Source organism: Amycolatopsis ultiminotia (assembly GCF_039536925.1).
In the GTDB taxonomy this organism is placed as follows: Bacteria; Actinomycetota; Actinomycetes; order Mycobacteriales; family Pseudonocardiaceae; genus Amycolatopsis; species Amycolatopsis ultiminotia.
Genome location: NZ_BAAAZN010000015.1, coordinates 146,463 through 165,893, shown reverse-complemented (window position 1 = coordinate 165,893; position 19,431 = coordinate 146,463). Strand labels below are relative to the sequence as shown.

20 protein-coding genes are annotated in these 19,431 nt (G+C 71.3%); 7 read left to right on the top strand and 13 right to left on the bottom strand.

The genetic code is table 11. The annotated features are described in order from the left end of the window. Positions 1 to 10 precede the first annotated feature (10 nt). The 9 genes from fahA to ABD793_RS29960 form a co-directional block, all read right to left on the bottom strand. On the bottom strand, positions 11 to 1,177 hold the full coding sequence (gene fahA, locus ABD793_RS30000) for a fumarylacetoacetase (RefSeq protein WP_344866026.1): 1,167 nt from the start codon (positions 1,175 to 1,177) through the stop codon (positions 11 to 13). Next, the gene (locus ABD793_RS29995; RefSeq protein WP_344866186.1) at positions 1,174 to 2,037 is read right to left on the bottom strand and encodes a hypothetical protein; all 864 of its coding nucleotides are present in this window, start codon (positions 2,035 to 2,037) and stop codon (positions 1,174 to 1,176) included. The genes fahA and ABD793_RS29995 overlap by 4 nt, the downstream gene beginning before the upstream one ends. Then, on the bottom strand, positions 2,007 to 3,203 hold the full coding sequence (locus ABD793_RS29990) for a homogentisate 1,2-dioxygenase (protein WP_344866024.1): 1,197 nt from the start codon (positions 3,201 to 3,203) through the stop codon (positions 2,007 to 2,009). Before ABD793_RS29990 ends, ABD793_RS29995 begins: the two co-directional genes overlap by 31 nt. Before the next feature lie 140 nt (positions 3,204 to 3,343). Beyond that, positions 3,344 to 3,880, bottom strand: coding sequence for a MarR family winged helix-turn-helix transcriptional regulator (locus ABD793_RS29985; protein ID WP_344866022.1), 537 nt, complete (start codon positions 3,878 to 3,880; stop codon positions 3,344 to 3,346). 43 nt (positions 3,881 to 3,923) lie between these two features. After that, the gene (locus tag ABD793_RS29980; RefSeq protein WP_344866020.1) at positions 3,924 to 5,258 is read right to left on the bottom strand and encodes an MFS transporter; all 1,335 of its coding nucleotides are present in this window, start codon (positions 5,256 to 5,258) and stop codon (positions 3,924 to 3,926) included. 40 nt (positions 5,259 to 5,298) lie between these two features. Further along, a complete protein-coding gene (locus ABD793_RS29975; protein WP_344866018.1) occupies positions 5,299 to 6,717 on the bottom strand; it encodes an FAD-dependent oxidoreductase in 1,419 nt (472 codons plus the stop codon). Then, positions 6,714 to 7,508, bottom strand: coding sequence for an SDR family NAD(P)-dependent oxidoreductase (locus ABD793_RS29970; protein WP_344866016.1), 795 nt, complete (start codon positions 7,506 to 7,508; stop codon positions 6,714 to 6,716). Before ABD793_RS29970 ends, ABD793_RS29975 begins: the two co-directional genes overlap by 4 nt. Next, complete coding sequence (locus ABD793_RS29965) at positions 7,501 to 8,334, bottom strand: SDR family NAD(P)-dependent oxidoreductase (RefSeq protein ID WP_344866014.1); 834 nt, start codon at positions 8,332 to 8,334, stop codon at positions 7,501 to 7,503. The genes ABD793_RS29970 and ABD793_RS29965 overlap by 8 nt, the downstream gene beginning before the upstream one ends. Positions 8,335 to 8,355: 21 nt before the next feature. Beyond that, positions 8,356 to 9,054, bottom strand: coding sequence for a nuclear transport factor 2 family protein (locus ABD793_RS29960; RefSeq protein WP_344866012.1), 699 nt, complete (start codon positions 9,052 to 9,054; stop codon positions 8,356 to 8,358). Positions 9,055 to 9,161: 107 nt separating this feature from the next. Between ABD793_RS29960 and ABD793_RS29955 the strand changes: the two genes are divergently transcribed. Continuing rightward, complete coding sequence (locus ABD793_RS29955; RefSeq protein WP_344866010.1) at positions 9,162 to 9,860, top strand: IclR family transcriptional regulator; 699 nt, start codon at positions 9,162 to 9,164, stop codon at positions 9,858 to 9,860. 7 nt (positions 9,861 to 9,867) lie between these two features. Here ABD793_RS29955 and ABD793_RS29950 read toward each other — a convergent pair whose 3' ends face one another. After that, entirely contained in the window at positions 9,868 to 10,635 is a 768-nt protein-coding gene (locus ABD793_RS29950; protein WP_344866008.1) for an oxidoreductase, read from the bottom strand. Positions 10,636 to 10,683: 48 nt separating this feature from the next. Between ABD793_RS29950 and ABD793_RS29945 the strand changes: the two genes are divergently transcribed. Then, a complete protein-coding gene (locus ABD793_RS29945; RefSeq protein WP_344866006.1) occupies positions 10,684 to 11,265 on the top strand; it encodes a TetR/AcrR family transcriptional regulator in 582 nt (193 codons plus the stop codon). 374 nt (positions 11,266 to 11,639) lie between these two features. Here ABD793_RS29945 and ABD793_RS29940 read toward each other — a convergent pair whose 3' ends face one another. Both ABD793_RS29940 and ABD793_RS29935 read right to left on the bottom strand, forming a co-directional pair. After that, positions 11,640 to 12,287 carry a response regulator gene (locus ABD793_RS29940; RefSeq protein ID WP_344866004.1) on the bottom strand — a complete coding sequence of 216 codons (648 nt, stop codon included), beginning with the start codon at positions 12,285 to 12,287 and terminating at the stop codon, positions 11,640 to 11,642. Continuing rightward, positions 12,284 to 13,504 (bottom strand): sensor histidine kinase, encoded by a 1,221-nt coding sequence (locus tag ABD793_RS29935; protein ID WP_344866002.1) that lies wholly within the window; start codon positions 13,502 to 13,504, stop codon positions 12,284 to 12,286. The genes ABD793_RS29940 and ABD793_RS29935 overlap by 4 nt, the downstream gene beginning before the upstream one ends. Positions 13,505 to 13,672: 168 nt before the next feature. Between ABD793_RS29935 and ABD793_RS29930 the strand changes: the two genes are divergently transcribed. The 5 genes from ABD793_RS29930 (at position 13,673) to ABD793_RS29910 (ending at position 18,362) form a co-directional block, all read left to right on the top strand. Further along, positions 13,673 to 15,136: an ArnT family glycosyltransferase gene (locus ABD793_RS29930; protein ID WP_344866000.1), complete on the top strand. Its 1,464-nt coding sequence runs from the start codon at positions 13,673 to 13,675 to the stop codon at positions 15,134 to 15,136. After that, positions 15,133 to 15,759 (top strand): GOLPH3/VPS74 family protein, encoded by a 627-nt coding sequence (locus ABD793_RS29925; protein WP_344865998.1) that lies wholly within the window; start codon positions 15,133 to 15,135, stop codon positions 15,757 to 15,759. Before ABD793_RS29930 ends, ABD793_RS29925 begins: the two co-directional genes overlap by 4 nt. A 47-nt stretch (positions 15,760 to 15,806) precedes the next feature. Further along, positions 15,807 to 16,580 (top strand): isocitrate lyase/PEP mutase family protein, encoded by a 774-nt coding sequence (locus ABD793_RS29920; RefSeq protein WP_344865996.1) that lies wholly within the window; start codon positions 15,807 to 15,809, stop codon positions 16,578 to 16,580. A gap of 74 nt (positions 16,581 to 16,654) precedes the next feature. Further along, the gene (locus tag ABD793_RS29915; protein ID WP_344865994.1) at positions 16,655 to 17,662 is read left to right on the top strand and encodes an aminotransferase class V-fold PLP-dependent enzyme; all 1,008 of its coding nucleotides are present in this window, start codon (positions 16,655 to 16,657) and stop codon (positions 17,660 to 17,662) included. 34 nt (positions 17,663 to 17,696) lie between these two features. Beyond that, on the top strand, positions 17,697 to 18,362 hold the full coding sequence (locus ABD793_RS29910) for a hypothetical protein (RefSeq protein WP_344865992.1): 666 nt from the start codon (positions 17,697 to 17,699) through the stop codon (positions 18,360 to 18,362). Between the two features lie 3 nt (positions 18,363 to 18,365). Here the strand turns inward: ABD793_RS29910 and ABD793_RS29905 are convergent, their stop codons facing one another. Continuing rightward, positions 18,366 to 19,298: a ferritin-like domain-containing protein gene (locus ABD793_RS29905; protein WP_344865990.1), complete on the bottom strand. Its 933-nt coding sequence runs from the start codon at positions 19,296 to 19,298 to the stop codon at positions 18,366 to 18,368. Positions 19,299 to 19,431: the final 133 nt, after the last annotated feature.

Genomic DNA, 19,431 nt, shown 5'->3' with positions numbered 1-19,431 from the left:
GGCACCCGGATCAGCGGGCGGGCAGGATCCGGCCGCGGACTTCCCCGAAGCCGAGCTTCGTCCCGGAGCCGGTGGTGGCCGTGCCCTCGACGACGACCTCGTCGCCGTCCTGCAGGAACGTGCGGGATTCACCGTTGACCGTGAGCGGGTCGCGCCCGCCCCAGGACAACTCCAGGAACGAACCCCGTTCCGCCGGTTCCGGGCCGGAAATCGTGCCGGAGCCGTAGAGGTCGCCGGTGCGCGCGGAGGCGCCGTTCACCGTGAGGTGCGCGAGCATCTGCGCCGGCGACCAGTACATCTCGCGGTACGGCGGGCGCGCGACCTGCTGGCCGTTCCACCGCACCGCCAGTTCGATGTCCAGCCCCCACGGCCGGCTCTCGCGCAGGTAGGGCAGTGGTTCCGGATCGTGCTGGCCCGGCAGCGGGATCCGGGCCTCCGCCAGCGCGAGGATCGGCACCACCCACGGCGAGACGGAGGTGGCGAAGCTCTTGCCGAGGTTCGGGCCGAGCGGCACGTACTCCCAGGCCTGGATGTCGCGGGCGGACCAGTCGTTGAGCAGCACCGCGCCGAACACGTGCCGGGGGAACTCGTCCGGCGAAACCGGGGTGTTCGCCGGCGTGCCGGTGCCGACCACGAAGCCCAGCTCCGCCTCGATGTCCAGCCGCGTGCTCGGGCCGAACACCGGTGCCGGACCGTCCGGGCCCTTGCGCTGCCCGCTCGGGCGCACCACGTCGGTGCCGGAGGGATACACCGTGCCCGCCCGGCCGTGGTAACCGACCGGGAGGTGTTTCCAGTTGGGCAGCAACGGTTCCGCGTCCGGCCGGAACAGCCTGCCCACGTTGGAAGCATGGTGTTCGGATGCGTAGAAGTCCACGTAGTCGGCGACCTCGAACGGCAGGTGCAGCGTGACCTCGCCGACCGCGTGCAGTGCTTCGGCCGGAACGTCGCCGGCGATCAGCTCCTGGATCCGGCCGCGCACGTCGACCCACCGGTCGTAGCCCTGCGCCATGAACGCGTTCAGCGACGGCTCGGCGAACCCGGCGTCGCCGAGCGCGACGGACAGGTCGAGCACCTGCTCGCCCACGCGCACGCCGATCCGCGGGCTGCCGCCGCCGGTGGAGAACACGCCGTAGGGCAGGTTTTCGGGGCCGAAGGGGGAATCGGCGGGCACGATCATGCGGGGGCTCCGATCAGGCCGAGGTCGGTGAGGTCGATGAGCGGGTCGGTGATGCTACAGGTGCCGAACGAGGTGAACCGGGACCGGGCGAGCGCCAGCCGGTCCGCTGCCAGCTCGCGTACCCGGGTGGCGACCGTCGAGGCATCGCGTTCGGCAAGCAGGGCAAGGACTTCCTCCTCGCCGGCGGTGCGTGCGACGGCCTCGGTGGCGAGCAGCAGGTTCAGGAAACCGTGTTGTTCGAAGCCGGTTTCCGGATCGGTGTTGCGGACCGGATGGTGCAGTCCGGCAGTCGCCTTGAACGCGACGCCCGCCTCTGCGGCCGCACGGATCGCCGCGGCGAGTTCCGGTTCGTCCGGATAGGACTCCGGGGACGTTCCGCCGGTACGGAACTTCGCGCGGTGCGTGGTGCCGGACAACGCCTGCAGCAATGGGACGCGCCGATCGTCGCGCGGGATTTCGACGGCAACCGGAACCGGGCAGCTGTCCACAACGGACCGGAGCTCCGGCACGCCGACCTCCGGCGGCACGGCGACTTCCAACGCCGCCACGGTGACCGGCAGTTCGGCGGCAGCCGCGAGCACGGCCGGGATGCCGGCCGGACCCGCGGGCAGGGTGACCACGATCGGCAGCGGTGTCTCCCGTCCGGCGAGTACCCCGGCGAGGTCCCCGAGCGCGGTCGCGGAGATCACCAGCGGTCCCACCATTTCGGCGTACCACGAGGCGAGGTGCCGGTCGTGTGCGGCAACGGCCTCGGGCAACGGAGCAAGCCCTGGTGGGAACACTGCCGCGTCGTCGAACAGGCCGCGGGTCAGCGTGGTGACTTCGCCGGTCACTGCGGGCCCCGCCCGGCCCAGGTCCAGGCGTAGCCGGGGTCCTCGCTCGCGAAGCCGCCTTCGCCGAGTGCCAGCGGGCGGAACGTGTCGACCATGACGGCGAGCTCGTCGAAGAACTCGGCGCCGAGCGAGCGTTCCACCGCGCCGGGCTGCGGTCCGTGGCTGTGCCCGCCGGGGTGCAGGCTGATCGAGCCCTGGCCGATCCCGGAGCCCTTGCGGGCCTCGTAGTTCCCGCCGCAGTAGAACATCACCTCGTCGGAGTCCACATTGGAATGGTAGTACGGCACGGGTACCGCGAGCGGGTGGTAATCGACCTTGCGGGGCACGAAGTTGCAGATCACGAAGTTGTCGCCGGCGAAGACCTGGTGTACCGGCGGCGGCTGGTGCACCCGCCCGGTGATCGGTTCGAAATCGGCGACGTTGAAGGTGTAGGGGTAGAGGTGCCCGTCCCAGCCGGCCACGTCGAACGGATGCGTCGGATAGACGTAGCGGGTGCCGGTCACGCCGTGCGTACCGCGGTGCTTCACCAGCACTTCCACGTCCGTGCCCTCGGCCAGCAGCGGCTCGGCCGGACCGTGCAGATCACGTTCGCAGTACGGCGCGTGCTCCAGCAGCTGGCCGTAGCGCGACAGGTAGCGCTTCGGCGGGGCGATATGCGAATTCGCCTCGATCACGTAGGCACGCAACGGTTCCGGCCCGGTCGGCACCCAGCGATGGGTCGTGGCACGGGGGAGGAGCACGTAGTCCCCGGCGCGCGCGGTCAGCGTGCCGAAGACGGTCTCCACGATCGCCTCGCCGGACTCGACGTACCCGCATTCGTCGCCGATCGCGTTGCGGTACAACGGCGATGCCTCACCGGCTGCGACGTAGGAGATGCGCACGTCGCCGTTGCCCAGCACCAGCCGGCGCCCGGTGACCACATCGGCGCTCTTCCAGTCCTGGCCCGGGAACAGCGTGTGCAGCTTCAGGTGCCGCGGCTTCAGCGGACGGTTCTCGGTGAGCGTCTGGTCCGGCAGCTCCCAAGGGGTCGCGTCGACGATGGCCGAGGGCACCCCGCGGTGGTAGAGCAGGGACGAATCGGAGGAGAACCCTTCCTCGCCCATCAGCTCCTCGGAGTACAGCCCGCCCTCCGGGGTGCGGTGCTGGGTGTGCCGTTTCGGCGGGACACTGCCGACACTGCGGTAGTAAGCCATGGATCGCCTCCGCACGGAGATCCGGCCCGGGTGGATCCGAGCCGTAAACTAGTTAAAGTATGTACTAATTTTCGGGTTCAGCGTAGCTCAGCCCGCCGGTGCAGGGAAGGGCCGCGGACGGCGCACCCGGGTGCCGGAGCTCAGTGCCGGGTCTCGAACCCCGCCCGCGCGGTGATGAGCTTGTCCAGCAGCAGCACCAGTACCCGCTGCTCGGCCTCGGTGAGCACCTCCACCCAGCCCGCCTCGCGCTCGTTCTGCGCGGCGAAGACCTCGACCATCTCGCGGTGTCCGGACCCGGTCAGCGACAGCTGCACGGACCGGCCGTCGTGCTCACCGGGGGTGCGGGCCAGCAGTCCGTCCGCGACCAGCGTCTTGGCCAGGTTCGACACCGCGGCACGGCTCATCCCGGCCAGCCGCGCCGCGGCCGACGGCTCGAGCGGGCCCGCCAGCCACACCACGAACAGCACCCGGAACGCCGACCACGACCGCCCGCGCGGCCGGTGCACGGCCGCCTCCAGGTCGTAGGTCACCACGTTCGACGCCCGGTTCAGCGTGAGCAGCACCTGGGTGGCCAGCTGGTGGCGGAAGCCGTACTCCTGCGACAGCCGGTGGTTGGCCAGTGCGATGAACGACCAGAAGTCGAGCGAATCCGGATCCGGCCGGGCGGGCTCCTGCATGATCGGCACCCTAAACCGGCGAGGCGGAAAGTCAAAGTCGAAACTACTTTACTGCACCTCGCGTGCCGGCCTCGCGCGGCACCTTCAGGAACGCCAGCATGATCGCGGACACGATCAGGCAGCCGATCGGGAAGTACAGCCCGATCGTGACGTCCGAATCGGTGGCCGCCAGCCCGATCGCGTACGGCCCGAAGAATCCGCCCAGCGCGGCGATGGAGTTGATTGCGGCCAGCCCGACCGCGGTGTGCTCCTTCGACAGCACGCGGGCCGCCATCGCCCAGTACGGCGCGAGGTAGCCGAGCACCCCGATCGCCGCGAGCGAAAGGCTGATCAGCGACATCACCGGCACCGACTTGAACTGGATCGCGCCGAAGAACCCGAGCGCGGCCACCAGCACCAGTGCGATGACGTGCCCCTTCCGTTCGCCGGTTCGATCGGAACTGCGGGCCAGCACCAGCATGCCGACCGCGCCCACCAGGTACGGGATTGCGCCGAGCAGGCCGATGTTGGTGGCCGAGTACTTCGGGTCCAGCTGCTTGACGATCAGCGGCAGGAAGAAGGTCAGCCCGTACAGCCCGCACGCGATGAACAGGTTCGACACCGCCAGGTGCAGCACCGTGCCGTTGCGGATCGCGCGCAGCTGGCCGAGGAAGGTCTCCTTCTCCTCCGGCACGTATTCGCGGTCGATCTCCGCCTGCAGCCACGCGCTCTCCTGCCGGCTGAGGAACTTCGCGTCCGCCGGTTTGTCCGGCAGCCACCGGAAGGCGGCGATGCCGATCAGTACCGCGGGCGCGCCCTGCAGGATGAACACCCACTGCCAGCTGCTCATCCCGAACCAGTGCACGTGGTCGAGGATCCAGCCGCCGAACAGGCTGCCCAGGATCAGCGCGATCGGCTGGGCGAGGGCGAGCGTGGCGATCGCCCGGCCGCGTTCGCGGCCGCGGAACCAGAACGTGAGGTACAGCAGCAGCCCCGGGAACAGCCCGGCCTCGGCGATGCCGAGCAGGATCCGCGCGATGATCAGGTGGGTCACGTTCGCCACGAACCCGGTCAGCACGGTCACGATGCCCCAGCTGACCGCGATCCGGCTGAGCCACAGCCGGGCGCCGACCTTCTTCATGATCATGTTGCTCGGTACTTCGAACACCACGTAGGCAAGGAAGAAGATCGCGGACGCGACGCCGAAGGTGGCTGCGGTGATGGTCAGTTCGGTGGCCATGCCGAGCTGGGCGTAGCCGATGTTGGCCCGGTCCATGTAGTTGAACACGTACAGCAGGCCGATCAGCGGCATGATGCGGGCCCCGACCTTGCCGACGATGCGGCGGGCCGGCGCCGGATCCGCCGTGCCGGCGGCCGGTACTCCGGTGGGAACGGACATGGGGTTCTCCTCGGGCGGTGGGTGAAGTCCGGGACGCGGGTCAGCCCGCGGCGGCGCGGCCGGCGATCCGGCCCATGGTGACAGCGTTCGCGACGGCGTTGCCGCCGCCCACATAGCGCAGCCCGAGCACTCCGGCGCCGGCCTCGCCGGCGGCGAACAGCCCTGGCACGCGGTCGCCGAGTGCGTCGAGCACCGCCGCGCCTGCGTCGATTTCGAGACCGGCGTGCGTGCAGACCAGTTCGGCGGGCAGGGTGCGCGCGGCGTAGAACGGCGCGGTGGCAATTTCGTCGGGTGGCTCGGTGACACCCTTGGCGGCAAGGGTTTCGTGCCGGAGGAACTCGGGATCTCCGCGGCCGGCCGGAAGTTGCGTGTTCCAGCGGTCCACAGTGGCCTGCAGCGCGGACGCGGGCACCGCCATCTTCCCGGCGAGTTCGTCCAGTGAGTCCGCACGCAGCGTGCGGCCGGCGTCCGCTTCGGACCGGACGTGCTCGGCATCCCAGTGCGCATAACCCGGCGGCAGACAACGCCGGGCCAGGTCGTCGAAGACCATCCACACCGGACCGTCCTGTGCGGAGATGATCCCGCTGGACACGGCGTAGGAGGCATCCTCGTCCATGAACCGGCGGCCGTGCGCGTTGACCAGCACCCGGGAGCGCGGCGGGAAGCCGGACTGCCAATGGTGCAGGCGCTGGAAGTACGCCGTGGGCAGCAGCAGACCCCGGCCGTCGCCGGTGATCGAGGCGTGCACCTGCGCGCCGAAGGCGAAATGGTCGCCTCGCGAACCCGGTGCGGCGACGACGAAGAGATCCTCGCCCGCCGCGTCGGCATCCGGGTAGTACCGGCTGCGCAGTGCCGGATCCCGGGCGAAACCGCCGCTGGTCACCACCACCGCGCCCGCGCGCACCTCGATACCGTCGGCGACCACGCCGGCCACCCGGCCCGGTTCGACCAGCAGCCGTTCGACGCGGGTGTTCAGCACGGTCTCCACCCCGGCTCGCCGCGCGGCGCGGCCGAGGACTTGCACCAGCCCGTAACCCTGGTCCTTGGGTACGTGCCCACGCCAGACGTCCTCGACGCCCGCGCGGGTCAGACCCGGGGTGTGCGCGTCGTGCGAGAGCTTCGCCGGGATTTCCGCACCGAGCCCGATCAGCCATTCCACGGCCGCACCCGCCTGCGTGCAGAAAGCCCGCACCAGACCGGGTTTCAGCTGCCAGTGGTTGAGATCGAGGTAGTGCTGGAAGAACCGTTGCGGGGTGTCCTCGACGCCGAGCGCGGCCTGCACGCTGGTCCCTGCGGCGGTCAGCATGCCGGCGGACAGTTGCGTGGAACCGCCGAGTTCCTGTTCCGCCTCGAACAGCAGCACCGAAGCACCGTGCTCGGCTGCGGACACCGCGGCGGCCAGTCCCGCGCCACCGCCGCCGATCACCACGACGTCGGCCTGTTCGTCGTCCGTGCTCATCCGAGGTCACCTCCGGCGTCCGCGACGATGCGGTGGTAGAGCCCGTTGGAGACGAGGCCGCCGTCGACGGTGACCTCGCTCCCGGTCAGGTAGCCGGAGCGGTCCGACAGCAGGAACAGCACTGCGTCGGTGATTTCCCGCGGGGTGGCCATCCGGCCCATCGGGACGCTGTCCATGCAGGACTGGACGAAGGCGTCGGCGCCGGCGAGCAACCCGGTGTCCACGAGTCCAGGGTGGACGGAGTTGACCCGGATGCCCCAGCGCGCGAAATTGCCGGCGGCGGACTTCGACAGCCCGGTCAATCCCCATTTGCCGGACGAGTAGGCGGGGGAGAAGTAGCCGATCTGCCCGGAGATCGAGGAGATGTTCACGATCGAACCACCGCCGGAGTCACGCATCAGCGGTGCGAGCACGCGCATCCCGTGAAACGGCCCGGACAGGTTGACCGCGAGCACCTGGTCCCAGACCTCGGTGGTGGTGTCGAGGAATTCCAGCCGCCGTGAGATGCCCGCGTTGTTCACCAGCCCGCCCAGCTGCCCGTGTGCCGAACGGATCCGATCGGCGACGTCCGTCCACTGTGCTGGGTCGGTGACGTCGAGCCGGTAGGCGGTCGCCCGGCCGCCTGCCGCGGTGATCTCGGCGGCGACCTCGTCGCCGCCGGCGAGATCCGCCACGCATACGTGCACTCCGCGTTCGCCGAGGGCGCGTGCGTGTTGCCTGCCCATCCCGTTCGCCGCCCCGGTGACGAGCACGACGCCGGGGTAGCGCACGGCTTCGACGGTTTCAGACATGCCGGGAACCGCCGTCGACGGCGAGACTGTGCCCGGTGACGTATCGCGCGCTGTCGGAAAGCAGGAACAGCAGGGCGCCGAACACCTCCTCCGGCGAGCCGATCCGGTGCAGCGGGACCGCGGCCAGCGCCGTTTCCAGTGCCGGTGCGTCGTCCTGGATCCAGCGCGTCATCTCGGTGTCGATGTAGCCCGGCGCGATGGCGTTGACCCGGATGCCCCGGTCGCCCAGTTCGACCGCGAGCGATTCGGTGAGGTGCGCGACGGCGGCCTTGGAACTGCAGTACGCCGCCCGTCCTTTCCGGACCCGGACTGCGGAAACCGACGCCATGTTCACGATCGCGCTGCCCGGTTGCATGTGCGCGGCGGCGGCCTGCGCGCCGAAGAGCACCCCTTCCACGTTCACCGAAAGCGTCGCGCGGATCTGCTCCGGCGTGATGTCCGGGACCTCGGCGAACGGGAAGATGCCGGCATTGTTGATCCAGAAGTCGATCCGGCCGAACTCGTCGATCGCCCGCCGCGCCAGCACTTCGTGGTCCTCGGCGCGGGTGACGTCGAGTGCGTACGCCGCGATCCGGCCGGGCTTGTCCGCGACCGATTCCGCGGCGAGTGCGGCGCCGAGCTCGTCCGCGGTGGCGCTCATCGCGGCGGAGTCGAGATCGCCTGCCACCACGTGTACCCCGCGGGTGGCGAGGCCGGCGGCGAACTGCGCGCCCATCCCGCGGGCCGCGCCGGTGACCACGGCGACCTTGCCCGGCAGTTCCGGGTAGTGCGCGGTCATCTGCCGGTGCAGCACCCGGCCGGGGCCGGTGGGCTCGGGATTGTTCATGGTGCTCCTCTTTCGGTGAATTCAGCCGTCGCGACGCACGGTGCGGCGGCGTACGCGCCAACCGCCGGTGGTGCGGGCCAGTTCGTCGTCCAGCACGGTGATCCGGTGCAGCCGCGGGACGCCCCCGGCAGGGGTTCCCACGATCTGCAGGTAGGCCCGTGCGTGCAGGGTGTCCTGCGACTGTCCGGTTCGGACTTCCACTGTGGACACCACATGCCGCAGCTGTTCCCCGGACTCGACACAGCCGGCGTGGAACCGCCCGGCGAACGCGGTGAGTTCGACGGCTCCGGTGGCCGGCTCCGGGTAGCTGGGCGAATGGAACTGCCCGTCCGGTGTAAAGGTGGCGGCCCAGGCGACGGCCCGGCCGGAGTCGATTGCGTGACTCTGTCGTCCGTACAGCTGGTGCACGGCCGCGATGTCCGCGACGGAAACCTCCGCGCCGTCCGCAGCCGGAACGTTCCCGGCGGAGTTGTCCACAGTGTCTTTGGCGGGGTGTGCGATCGCCTTGGCTGGAACTTTCCTTGCGGAGTTGTCCACAGTGTCTTTGGCGGGGTGTGCGATCGCCTTGGCTGGAACTTTCCTTGCGGAGTTGTCCACAGTGTCTTTGGCGGGGTGTGCGATGCCCGTGGTCGGAACGGTTCGGGCGGAGTTGTCCACAGTTTCCTCGGCCGCAGTGTCCCCGGCAGTGACCTTCGCGTCGTCGCGTGGGCTCTCCGCCATTTCCGGAACCTCCGTTGTCCCGTTCTGGTGCGCGTGCTATATTCGCACGCACCGTGCGATATAAAGAAACAGTAGGTCGCGCGTCGAGTCGTAGTCAAGGGAGTGGTGTGTCCGAGACCGAAGTGCCCGTGCCGTCCGGCGGTCAGTCGAAGACGTTGCACCACGGGTTGCAGGTGCTGGAGTTGCTCGTGGATCACCCGCGCGGGCTCACGCTCACCGAGATCGCCGAAGGCATCGGGGTGCACCGCACGGTCGCGCACCGGCTGGTGCGCACGCTGGAGGTGCACCATCTGTGCCGGCGCGACCGGTTCAAGCGGATTTCGCTCGGCACCGGGCTGGTGCGGCTGGCCGAGCCGGTGGAACAGGACCTGCGCACGCTCGCGCGGCCGGTGCTGGAAGAACTGTCCGACGCCGGGGGTGCGTCAGCGCACCTGGTCGTGCGCGAGAACGCCGAGCAGGTACGGATGCTGATGATCGTGGAACCGAGACAGGCGCGGATGCACGTGTCGTTCCGCAGCGGTCAGCTCGATCCGATCGGCCGCGGTTCGGCGGGTCTCGCGATGCTCGCCGCCGAACCGCCGTCAGCCGGGGAACGGGAGGAGGTCACCCGCGCCCGCGGCCGTGGTTATGCCGTGTCGAGCGGGGAAATCGCCCCGGGTATCACCGGGATCTCCGCAGTGGTCCCGGCCGGCCGCGAGGCACCGGCCACGAGCATCGGGCTGTCGCTGTTCGAGGCCACGGACGCGGCCGGGCTCGGCGCACTCGTGGTGGCTGCGGCCCAGCGGCTCGGGACCTTGCTCCGATAACCGGCGGTCAGACGGTCGGGAGGATTCCGCCGTCCACCCGGAATTGCGCCCCGGTCAGCCAGCCGGCGCGGGCGGAGGCGAGGAATGCGATGAGTTCGGCCGCGTCCTCCGGTGTGCCGGGGCGGGCCATCGGCACGTCGAGCGTGGTGGCCAGGTCGCGGTGCACCTGCTCCAGGCTGACGCCCCGGTTTTCGGCCATTTCCCGGTGGTGCGCGAGCGCGCCGGGGGTGGGGATGAACCCGGGCAGCACGCAGACCACCCGCACGCCTTGCGGGCCGACTTCTGCGGCCAGTGCACGGCTGTAGGCGTTGAGTGCGGCCTTGGCCGCTGCGTAGGACGTCTGGCCGGGCCGCGGGAAGTGCGAAGCGATCGAGGAAACGTGCACGACGACGCCGTCTCCGCGCTCGGTCATCCCGGGCACGAGGTGCTGGTCGAGCCGGACCGCGCTGAGCAGGTTGATCTCGAGATCGGCCGTCCAGGAGGAGCCGGGCCGTTCGAGTGTGCTCGCCGGAGCCGAGGCCGCACCGGCGTTGTCGACCAGGATGTCGATGCCGCCGACGCGCTCGGTGACCTCGCGGGCGAGGTGCGCGGCGCCTTCCTCGGTGGAGAGATCGGCCGGTACGAAGGTGGCAGGCAGGTCGTCGGGTGGCTCGGAGCGTGAGGCGGCCAGGACCGTGGCGCCCGCGGCGGCGAACCGGCGCACGGTGGCTTCGCCCAGTCCGCGGCTTCCGCCGGTCACCAGGACCCGGCGTCCGGAGAGTTGTTCGGTGTCCATACCGGCCAAAGTACCTTACTTACGTGTAAGTCAGCTATCCTGGGTGGCATGGCACCCACGGCGGACGGCAGGCGCACCGGCACCAGGGCCCGCATCCACGCGACCGCACTGGAGATGTTCACCACCCACGGCTACGAGCGGACCACCCTGGCCCAGGTCGCGGACCGGCTCGGCATCACCCGGCCCGCGCTCTACCACCACTTCCGCAGTAAGGAAGACCTGCTCACGAGCGCCTACGACCGGCTGGTGCCCGAACTCGACGACCTCACCGGGCGGCTCCGCCCGGCCCCGGCGCCGTGGCGGACCCGGCGTGCGGCGCTGGACCGATTCGCCACACTGCTGTCCGGTGCGGACGGTGCAGTGCTGGTGTGCGCGCGGGTGAACGAACACGCGCTGCAAGGCTTGCCCGCCGCGGCGGAGGTGCTGAGCCGGCTCGACGAGATCGCGCAGCTGCTTGCCCCGGGTGCGGACGTGGAAAGCCGCATGCGCGCCCGTCTGGCACTGAGCGCGCTGACCATGGCCGCCGCCAGAGCTCCCCAGCTGGGCGGCACCGACGAAACCCGGCACCTGGCCGCCAGGACCGTCGCCCGCGAACTGCTCGCCGCGAACCGGAAGCCCGATGACGGCTGAGCGCGGTCCCCGGATTCACCCGGGGACAGCTGCGTATTCGGCTTTGCCGCAGGGAAACCGACGAGTCCAAGGGCCGCTCGCCACCAACGACCAACGACCGACCACCGCCACCGACCACCACCGATCGCCACCGACGACCGACCGCCGCCACCGACGACCGATCACCACCACCGACCGCCAACGACGACCGACCACCGCCACCGATCGCCGCCACCGACCGCCAATCACCGCCACCGACCACCACCGACCGCCAACGTCGGCGGCCGCCGCCCCCGCCCGGCGGCCGGCGGGCGAGGGCGGGGTTCTACCCGCCGCCGGAGGTTCGCTGCCTCCCGCGCGATCCCGCGCCGGGTCGGCCGTGGTGTCCGTCTCGTTCAGCCGACCAGGCCGGCCTCGTGGGCGAGGAGGCCGGCCTGGGTGCGGTTGGTGCAGCCGAGTTTGACCAGCATCCGCGACACGTAGCTCTTCACCGTCGCCTCGGCCAGGTGCAGCTTGTTCGCGATGTCCGCATTGGACAGTCCTTCGCCGAGGCCGGACAGCACGTCTCGTTCGCGTTCGGTCAGGCAGGCGGTGCGGCGGCGGGCGTCGTCGCTGCGTTCACGGGTGTCCGAGGACAGCGTGACCAGCCGGCGGGCCGCCGAAGGCGACAGCACGGTGTGCCCGTCGGCGGCGACCCGGACCAGGCCGATCAGGTCCTCCGGCGGGGTCGACTTCACGAGGAAGCCCGAGGCTCCGGCACGCAGCGCGCGGATCACGTACGTATCCGCGTCGAACGTCGTCAGCGCGACCATCGCGGGCGGTTCCGGCAGTGCGGCGATGCGCTCGATTGCGGCCAGCCCGTCGACACCCGGCATCCGCAGATCCATCAGCACCACCGCGGGACGGTGCCGGACCACCGCCTCCACCGCTTCGGCACCGTCCTGGGCCTGCGCGACCACCTCGATGTCGCCGGACGAACCCAGGATGGTGCGCAGGTGCGCGCACACCATCGGCTCGTCGTCGGCCACCACGACCGTGATCACCGGGCAGCACCTTCCGTGGTCGGGACGTAGGCGGGCAGTATCGCACCGATCCGGAACCCGCCGCCCGGCGCGGCGCCCGCTTCGAAGGTCCCGCCGACAAGTTCGACCCGTTGGCGCAGCCCGTTCAGCCCGGCACCCGAGCCGCTGCCGGCCAGCGCCGGATCCGGCGGACCGACCGCGCCCGTATCGGCCACGCACACCTCCAGCCCGCCCGGGTGGTAGTGCAGCGAGACGGTGGCCGACGAGCCCGGTGCGTGCTTGCGCACGTTGGTCAGCGCTTCCTGCACCACGCGGTACGCCGTGCGCGCGACGGTCGGCGACACCACGGCCGGATCACCGCGCACGGAAAGCTCGGTGCCGATGCCGACCGCGGTGGACTCCGCGACCAGGTCGGCCACATCCCCGGCCGGCGGCGGGTTCGGTGCCTTCGGTTCGCCGGTGGAGTTGTCCCGCAGCACGCCGACGAGGTCACGCAGTTCGTCGAGGGCGTGCGCGCCCTCCCGCCGGATGTTCTCGGCCGCGGAGCGGACCTGCTGATCGGCGGAGGTCACGCCGAGCGCGCCCGCGTGCAGCACCATCAGGCTCAGCCGATGGGTCACCACGTCGTGCATCTCGCCCGCCAGACGACGGCGTTCGGCCGCGCGGGCCCGTTCGGCGAGCAGGTGCTGTTCGCGTTCGGCGCGTTCGGCCCGGTCGCGCAAGGACCGCAGCAGCTGCTTGCGCGCCTCGAAGTACAGCGAGATCGCCACCGGCAGCGCGGTGCTCAGCAGCCCGAACGGGGTCGTGTTCCACGCCGGGTCCCACGGCCGGGCGGCCAGCAGCGCGAGAAGCCCGGCGATCCACAGCAGCCGTCGCCGGTCCAGCAGCCGCGCCAGCTGGCTCAGCACCACCGGGGTGATCGTGGGCACGGTCATCAGCGTCGGCTTCTCGACCGGGAGCAGCAGTCCCGGCGCGAACAGATCGGAGGCAAGCATCGCCAGCGCCGCCGCGACGAGCAGCCCGGCGACCGGATTCGGGAACCGGAACAGGAACAGCAGCGCCAGATCGCAGGCGACCATCAGGGTCAGCGCGGCGTACGGGCCGAGGAACCCGGTCGTCGGACCGGCGGCGAGGAACAGGCCGACGTCGATGCCGATGAACAGCAGGGAGCTCGCCGTCAGCCAGACCCCGTCGGACGGCTGCCGCCAGAGGCCGCTCCTGCCCGCGGGTCCGGTCATCAGGCCACGGTAACGGCTCGGACGGCCGATCGTGGCGCAGAGCGCATCACCCGGGTAGCGGACGTCGACGAAAGTTGCGGCGCCGCGCCTCGGCACTCACTTTCGTCGCGCCGGAGGGCTACTGATCACGCTTACCCGCGCCCGTTCCGGCGCGGTGGACTGAGCACCATGACGAGCCAGACAGCCACCGGCACCGAAACCGGGGACACCCCACCGTTCGCGCGGGTACCGGTACTGGCGGTCGCGGTGTGCCTCGCCGCGGTGCTGGTGGCCACGAGCGTGCGCTACGCACACGGGTTCGACGAGTTGTATTTCCTCGTGGCCGGTCGAGATCACTTGACCTGGGGGTATTTCGACCAGCCACCGCTCGTCCCGCTGCTGGCAGGCACGCTGGAGCGCTGGTTCCCCGGTTCGCTGCTCGCGTTCCGGCTGCCGATGGCGATCGCTGCCGCCGCGGGTGCGGTGGTGACCGCGCTGATCGCCCGTGAACTGGGTGGCGGACGCGGGGCGCAGGTGATGGCGGCCGGGGCGTACGCGACGTCCGGGCTGGTGATCATCAGCCACTGGGTCGCCACCTACGGGCTGGACCCGGTCTTCTGGACGCTCGTGGTGTTCCTCCTGGTCCGCTGGACCCGCACCCGGCGTGACGGGTTGCTGGTCTGGGCCGGGGTGGTCACCGCGGTGTCACTGGAGACGAAGTTCCTCATCCCGGCGTTGTGGGGCGCGGTGCTGGTGTCCGCGCTGGTGCTCGGCCCGCGGCAGCTGCCCGGCCGGCCGAAACTGTGGCTGGGCGCGGCGATCGCGGTGGTGGTGACGATTCCGGCGCTGGTCTGGCAGGCCACGCACGGCTGGCCGTATGCGCAGATGGGGAACGTGGTCGCGGCCGAGTTCCCCGGGTACCTCGCCTTCGCGCGGGACGGGCTGCTCGGCGCCGGCATCGGGATCGGCGTACTGGCCCTGCTCTACGGCGTGTGGCGGCTGCTGCGATCGGCGGAGCTGAAGCCGTACCGGTACCTCGCGGTCGCGCTGCTGCTCGTGGTCCTCGTCGTGGTGCTCACGCACGGGCGGTCGTACTACCTGACGAGTCTTTACGCGTTGCCGTTCGCCGCGGCCGCAACCGAACTGTCCCGGCGGAACCTGGTGTGCTGGTGGAAGATCCCGGCCTGGCTCGCGTTCGCGGTCTCCGCGGTGATCACCGCGGCCGGGCTGCCGGTCTGGCCGTCTTCGGTGCAGGCGACGTCGTTCGGGCCGATCCCGCTCGGCACGACGTTCGCCGCGGGGGAGACGGTGGAACAGCAGCTGGCCGGCGGGGTCGGGCAGACCTACCGGTCGCTGCCGGAACCGGTGCGACGGCAGACCGCGGTGTTCGCCGGGATCTATCCGTTCGCCTCGGCCGTGGAGTATTACGGTGCGCAGTACGGCATCGACGACGTCTATAGTGGACACCGGGGGTACTGGTACTTCGACCGGCCGCCGGAATCGGCGCGGAACGTGCTCTACGTCGGCGACGAACCGGAGGCGCTGCGCCGGTACTTCTCCTCGGTGACCGAAGTGGCGCCGGGGCTCATGTGGCTGTGCACTGGGCGGAAACAGTCCTGGGAAACGATCTGGCCCGAGGTGAAGACACAATGACGCTTTCCCTGCCCGCGGGTGCCTACCTGCTGGCGTGCGATCCGGACCGGGGCCGGATCCGCAACCGCCGCGGTACCGCGCTGCTGATCCGCGCGGCGGCGGCCACCGATCTCGTGCTGCGGGACCGGCTCCGTGACACCGGCGGGCACGCCGAATCGACCGGTCTCGGCCCGACCGGCGACCTGGTGCTCGACGATCTGCTCACCGAGGCGGCCGAACGCGGGCCGTGGTCGTGGCGTGCCCTGCTGCGGCGCGACGCCATGGACACCTTGCGGTCACTGGAACTCCAGATGTCCGCGGCCGGGCTGCTGAGCGAGCAGACCACCGCGCTGCTGCAGCGGAAGGTACTGGTCGCCGACGACCTGACGCGGGTACAGGCGGTGCACGAGCGGGCGACTGCCGCGCTGACCGCTCCACTGTCCGAAGTAGACGCTTCGGATGCCGCGCTGGTCTCGCTCGCCGCGGCCGCGCAGATCGGCGTGCGACGGCGTACCACGCGCCGGTACTCGGCGCGGCTGGACGAACTGGCCGAGCGCGCCGGTCCGATGGTCCCGGTGCTGCGGAAGCTGGTCCGCAGCCTGCGCGCCGCCCGGATCGCCGCGGCGAGCAGCGGAGGCGGCTGATCGACACTTCCACCGTGGTGGAAGTGTCGCGGCGGTAGGTTCGCCGGATGACCTTCGCTTCTCTGCATGTACCGGGCCGGCCGTTGTTGTTGCCGAACGTCTGGGAGTTCGGCCTGGCCGCCGCACTCGCCGCAGCCGGGTATCCGGCCGTCGGGACGACCAGCCTGGGGGTGTCCGCGGCCGCCGGATTCGCCGACGGAGCACCGGGTACGCGCGCGGCGACGGTCTTGCTCGCACGGCGCCTCGCGCCGCTGGACGTGCTGGTCAGCGTCGACCTCGCGGACGGCTTCAGCGCCGATCCGGCCGAGGTGGCGGACCTGGTCGCGGAACTTGCCGAAGCCGGGGTGGCGGGGGTGAACCTGGAGGACGGCCGCGCCGACGGCACCCTCGCACCGGCAGACGTCCAGTGCGCCCTGCTGCGGACCGTGCGGGAGAGGGTGCCGTCGGTGTTCCTCAACGCCCGCACCGACACGCATTGGCTGGGCGCCGGTACGACGGCGGACGCCGCCGATCGAGCCCGCGCGTACGCGAACGCCGGTGCGGACGGGGTCTTCGTGCCGGGGATCGCCTCGCCGGAGGACGTGTCGGCGATCGTGGCCGCGGCGGAGGTGCCGGTGAATGTGCTGTACCTGCCGGGCAAAGTCACCCTCTCGGGCCTGGCTTCCCTCGGGGTCGCGCGGGTGAGCCTGGGATCCACGCCGTACCGGGTCGCGCTGGCCGCGGCGGTGGCGACCGTGGACGCGGTACGAGACGACGGGCCGCTTCCCCTGCAGCCGCCGTCCTACGGTGCCGTGACTGAGCTGCTGCCGGAGCACGGGTGAGCTGACTGCGCGGCTGCCGGAATGCGCTGCCGCGTCCCGGTAATACCGTGCCGTGCCCCGGTAATGTCGGCGCCATGCTTGCCTTCGGAGCCGAGTTCGCCGCGCCCGCCGGATATCTCAACACGCCCAGCATCGGGGTACCGCCCGCGCCGGTGGCGGACGCGGTCGAGCGGGCGGTACGGCGGTGGCGAGGTGGGCAGGACACCCCGGGCGGGTTCGACGACGTCGTCACGCGGTCGCGCCAGGGGTTCGCCCGGCTGGCCGGGGTGCCTGCCGAACGGGTCGCGATCGGCGCATCGGTGTCCCAGCTGGTCGCCTGCGTCGCCGCCGGGCTGCGGCCGGGGGCGCGGGTGCTGACCGCCGGCCGCGAGTTCACCAGTGTCACGTTCCCGTTCGCGCAGCGTGGCGAGGTCACCGAGGTACCGCTCGATGACCTGCACCGGCAGGTGGCCGGCCACGACCTGGTGGCGGTGAGCCTCGTGCAGTCCGCCGACGGCGCGATCCTCGACGCGGCCGCGCTGCGGGCCGCTTCCGAGGCGGCCGGGGTGCCGGTCCTGATCGATGTCACCCAGGCCGCCGGATGGCTCCCGCTCGACGTCGCGTGGGCCGACTGGATCGTCTGCGCTGGCTACAAATGGCTGTTCTCGCCCCGCGGCTGCGCCTGGCTCGCCGTGCACCCGCGCGCACACGAGCGGACCCGGCCGGTCGCCGCGAACTGGTACGCGGGCGACGACCCCTGGTCCACTGTGTACGGAATGCCGCTGCGGCTGGCCGCGGACGCGCGCGCGTTCGACCTCTCGCCCGTCTGGCTGGCGCACACCGGAGCTGCCGAAGCACTGGACTACCTGGGCAAGCTGGACCTCGCGGCGGTGCGTGACCACAATGTCGCCCTCGCCGACACCCTGCGCACCGAGCTCGGACAGCCACCGCAGGGGAGCGCGATCGTGGCGCTGGAGGCCGACGCCGCGCGGATCGCCGAGACCGGCGTCGTGGCGAGTGTGCGCGACGGCCGGGTGCGCGTCGGTTTCCACCTCTACAACGGGCCTGACGACGTCAAACGGGTTCTCCGTGCATTCGGCTGAGCGGGCCGGCAGCGGTGAACTACCGTATGTGCCCGTGGCCAACCCGCAATACCCCGCCAGTCCCTCGGACACGGCTCCGCTCGCGGCGGTGCCCGCCCGGCCGGGCCCGCCGCCCGGTCCGCCTCCCCGGGACCCCCGCACCCCGCTGCTGCGCGGTGCGGGCCTGGTCGTGATCGCCGTCGTGGCCGGGCTGGTCTGGTACCTGATCCGGCACGACAGCACGCCGGCGGAGCCGGCCGCCCAGCCGCCCTCGGCGAGCTCGGAATTCGCCTTCAAACTCGCCGAAGGCCCGGTGAAGGCCACCGACTGCGCGGCGAACTCGTACTCGGGTGCGCAGAAGTACTTCCAGGGCAACCCGTGCACCTCGCTGTCGCGCGCCCTGTACACCGTGCAGTCCGGCACCGCCAAGACACTCGTTTCGGTGGCACTGGTCACCATGCCCACCGCCGCACAGGCCGTTTCGCTCAAGCAGCTGACCGACCAGGACGGCACCGGCAACGTGAGCGACCTCGTGCGGGACGGCACCTACCACGCCGCCGGGGCGCCGAAGCTCAGCAGCGCCGACGCCGAGTACGCATCGGAGGTCACCGGGACCGACGTGACCATCGTGCTCGCCGACTTCTACGCCGGGCACAAGGATCCGGCCAAGCTGCAGCGCATCGCGAAGGACGCGCTGAAGCTCTCGGCCAAGCAGCGCTGAGCGTCAGGAGGCCTGGCCGGGCATCGCGATCGCGGTCGGCTTCTCGCCCGCTTCCTGGCGCCACGGCGTGCCGCGACGGGCGGCGGCCACCAGCGCCTGCGCCGCCACGGTACGCAATCCGCTGTCATCCGTGCGGGTGATGACGCCCTGCCAGGCGGCTGCCGAATCCGCTTCGGCGCTCGCCACCAGCGCGGCCGCGGACGCGGTGTCCGTGACCGGCTTCGGCGGCACGTACGCCGCTTCGGGAGCGACCGGAGTGCCCTTCGCCGCGGTGATCATCTGCGTGACGACGTCGCGGCGAGCAGTGTGCTCGGCACGTCCGGCTTTCAGCGCGTCGCCGAAATCGCCCGGCAGGAACGCCGTGACCAGCCCGTACACCCACAGTGCGGCGTGTTCGGTGGCCAGTGCCTTCTGCAGGGGGTCGACCGCTTCCTCGGGCACGGTGCCGGACGGCGCCGCGATCGGCTTCGCGTCGTCGCCTGGTCCGAGCGACGGGGCGAGCCGCTGCAGGCTCGCGCAGCCGGCCGCGACGGCCGCGACCAGCCCGGCCCGGTAGGCGGGCAATTGGGGGACGAGGCTCTCCGCCTGGACCCGGGCCGACGCCAGCCGCTGCTTGAACCCGGCCAGGTCGGCAGGGGCGGGTGCGGGGGCGGCGTTCGCCTTCGGCCGGTTCAGCCGGTCCACCTCGGCTTTGAGCGCGCTCGCCTGCGCCGCGCGGGCGTCCGCGAGCTCGCCCGCGGTGGCCCCGCCGGAGCCGCCGGCCAGCTGCCGGGCCGCGGCGGCGCCGGCGTCCGCGGCGGCCAGCAGCGGCGCGAGCGGATCGGGGTCCTGGTCGTAGCCGCCGGAGCAGGCGGTGAGCCCCGCGGCGGCGACGGCGCTCAGGGCACCCAGGCGCAGCACGGCACGCCGGGAGAGGTCGGTCGGTGTTGCGGTCACGGCGGACCATCCTGCCAGGCCCGCCCACGGCGCTGCCGCTCGCGCGTCCCGGCGGGGGCGCAGGATAAGCTGGTCCCTCACCGACCACAGTCGTGACCAGCCCGTGTCACCTCGGCCGAACAGGAGTGCTCCA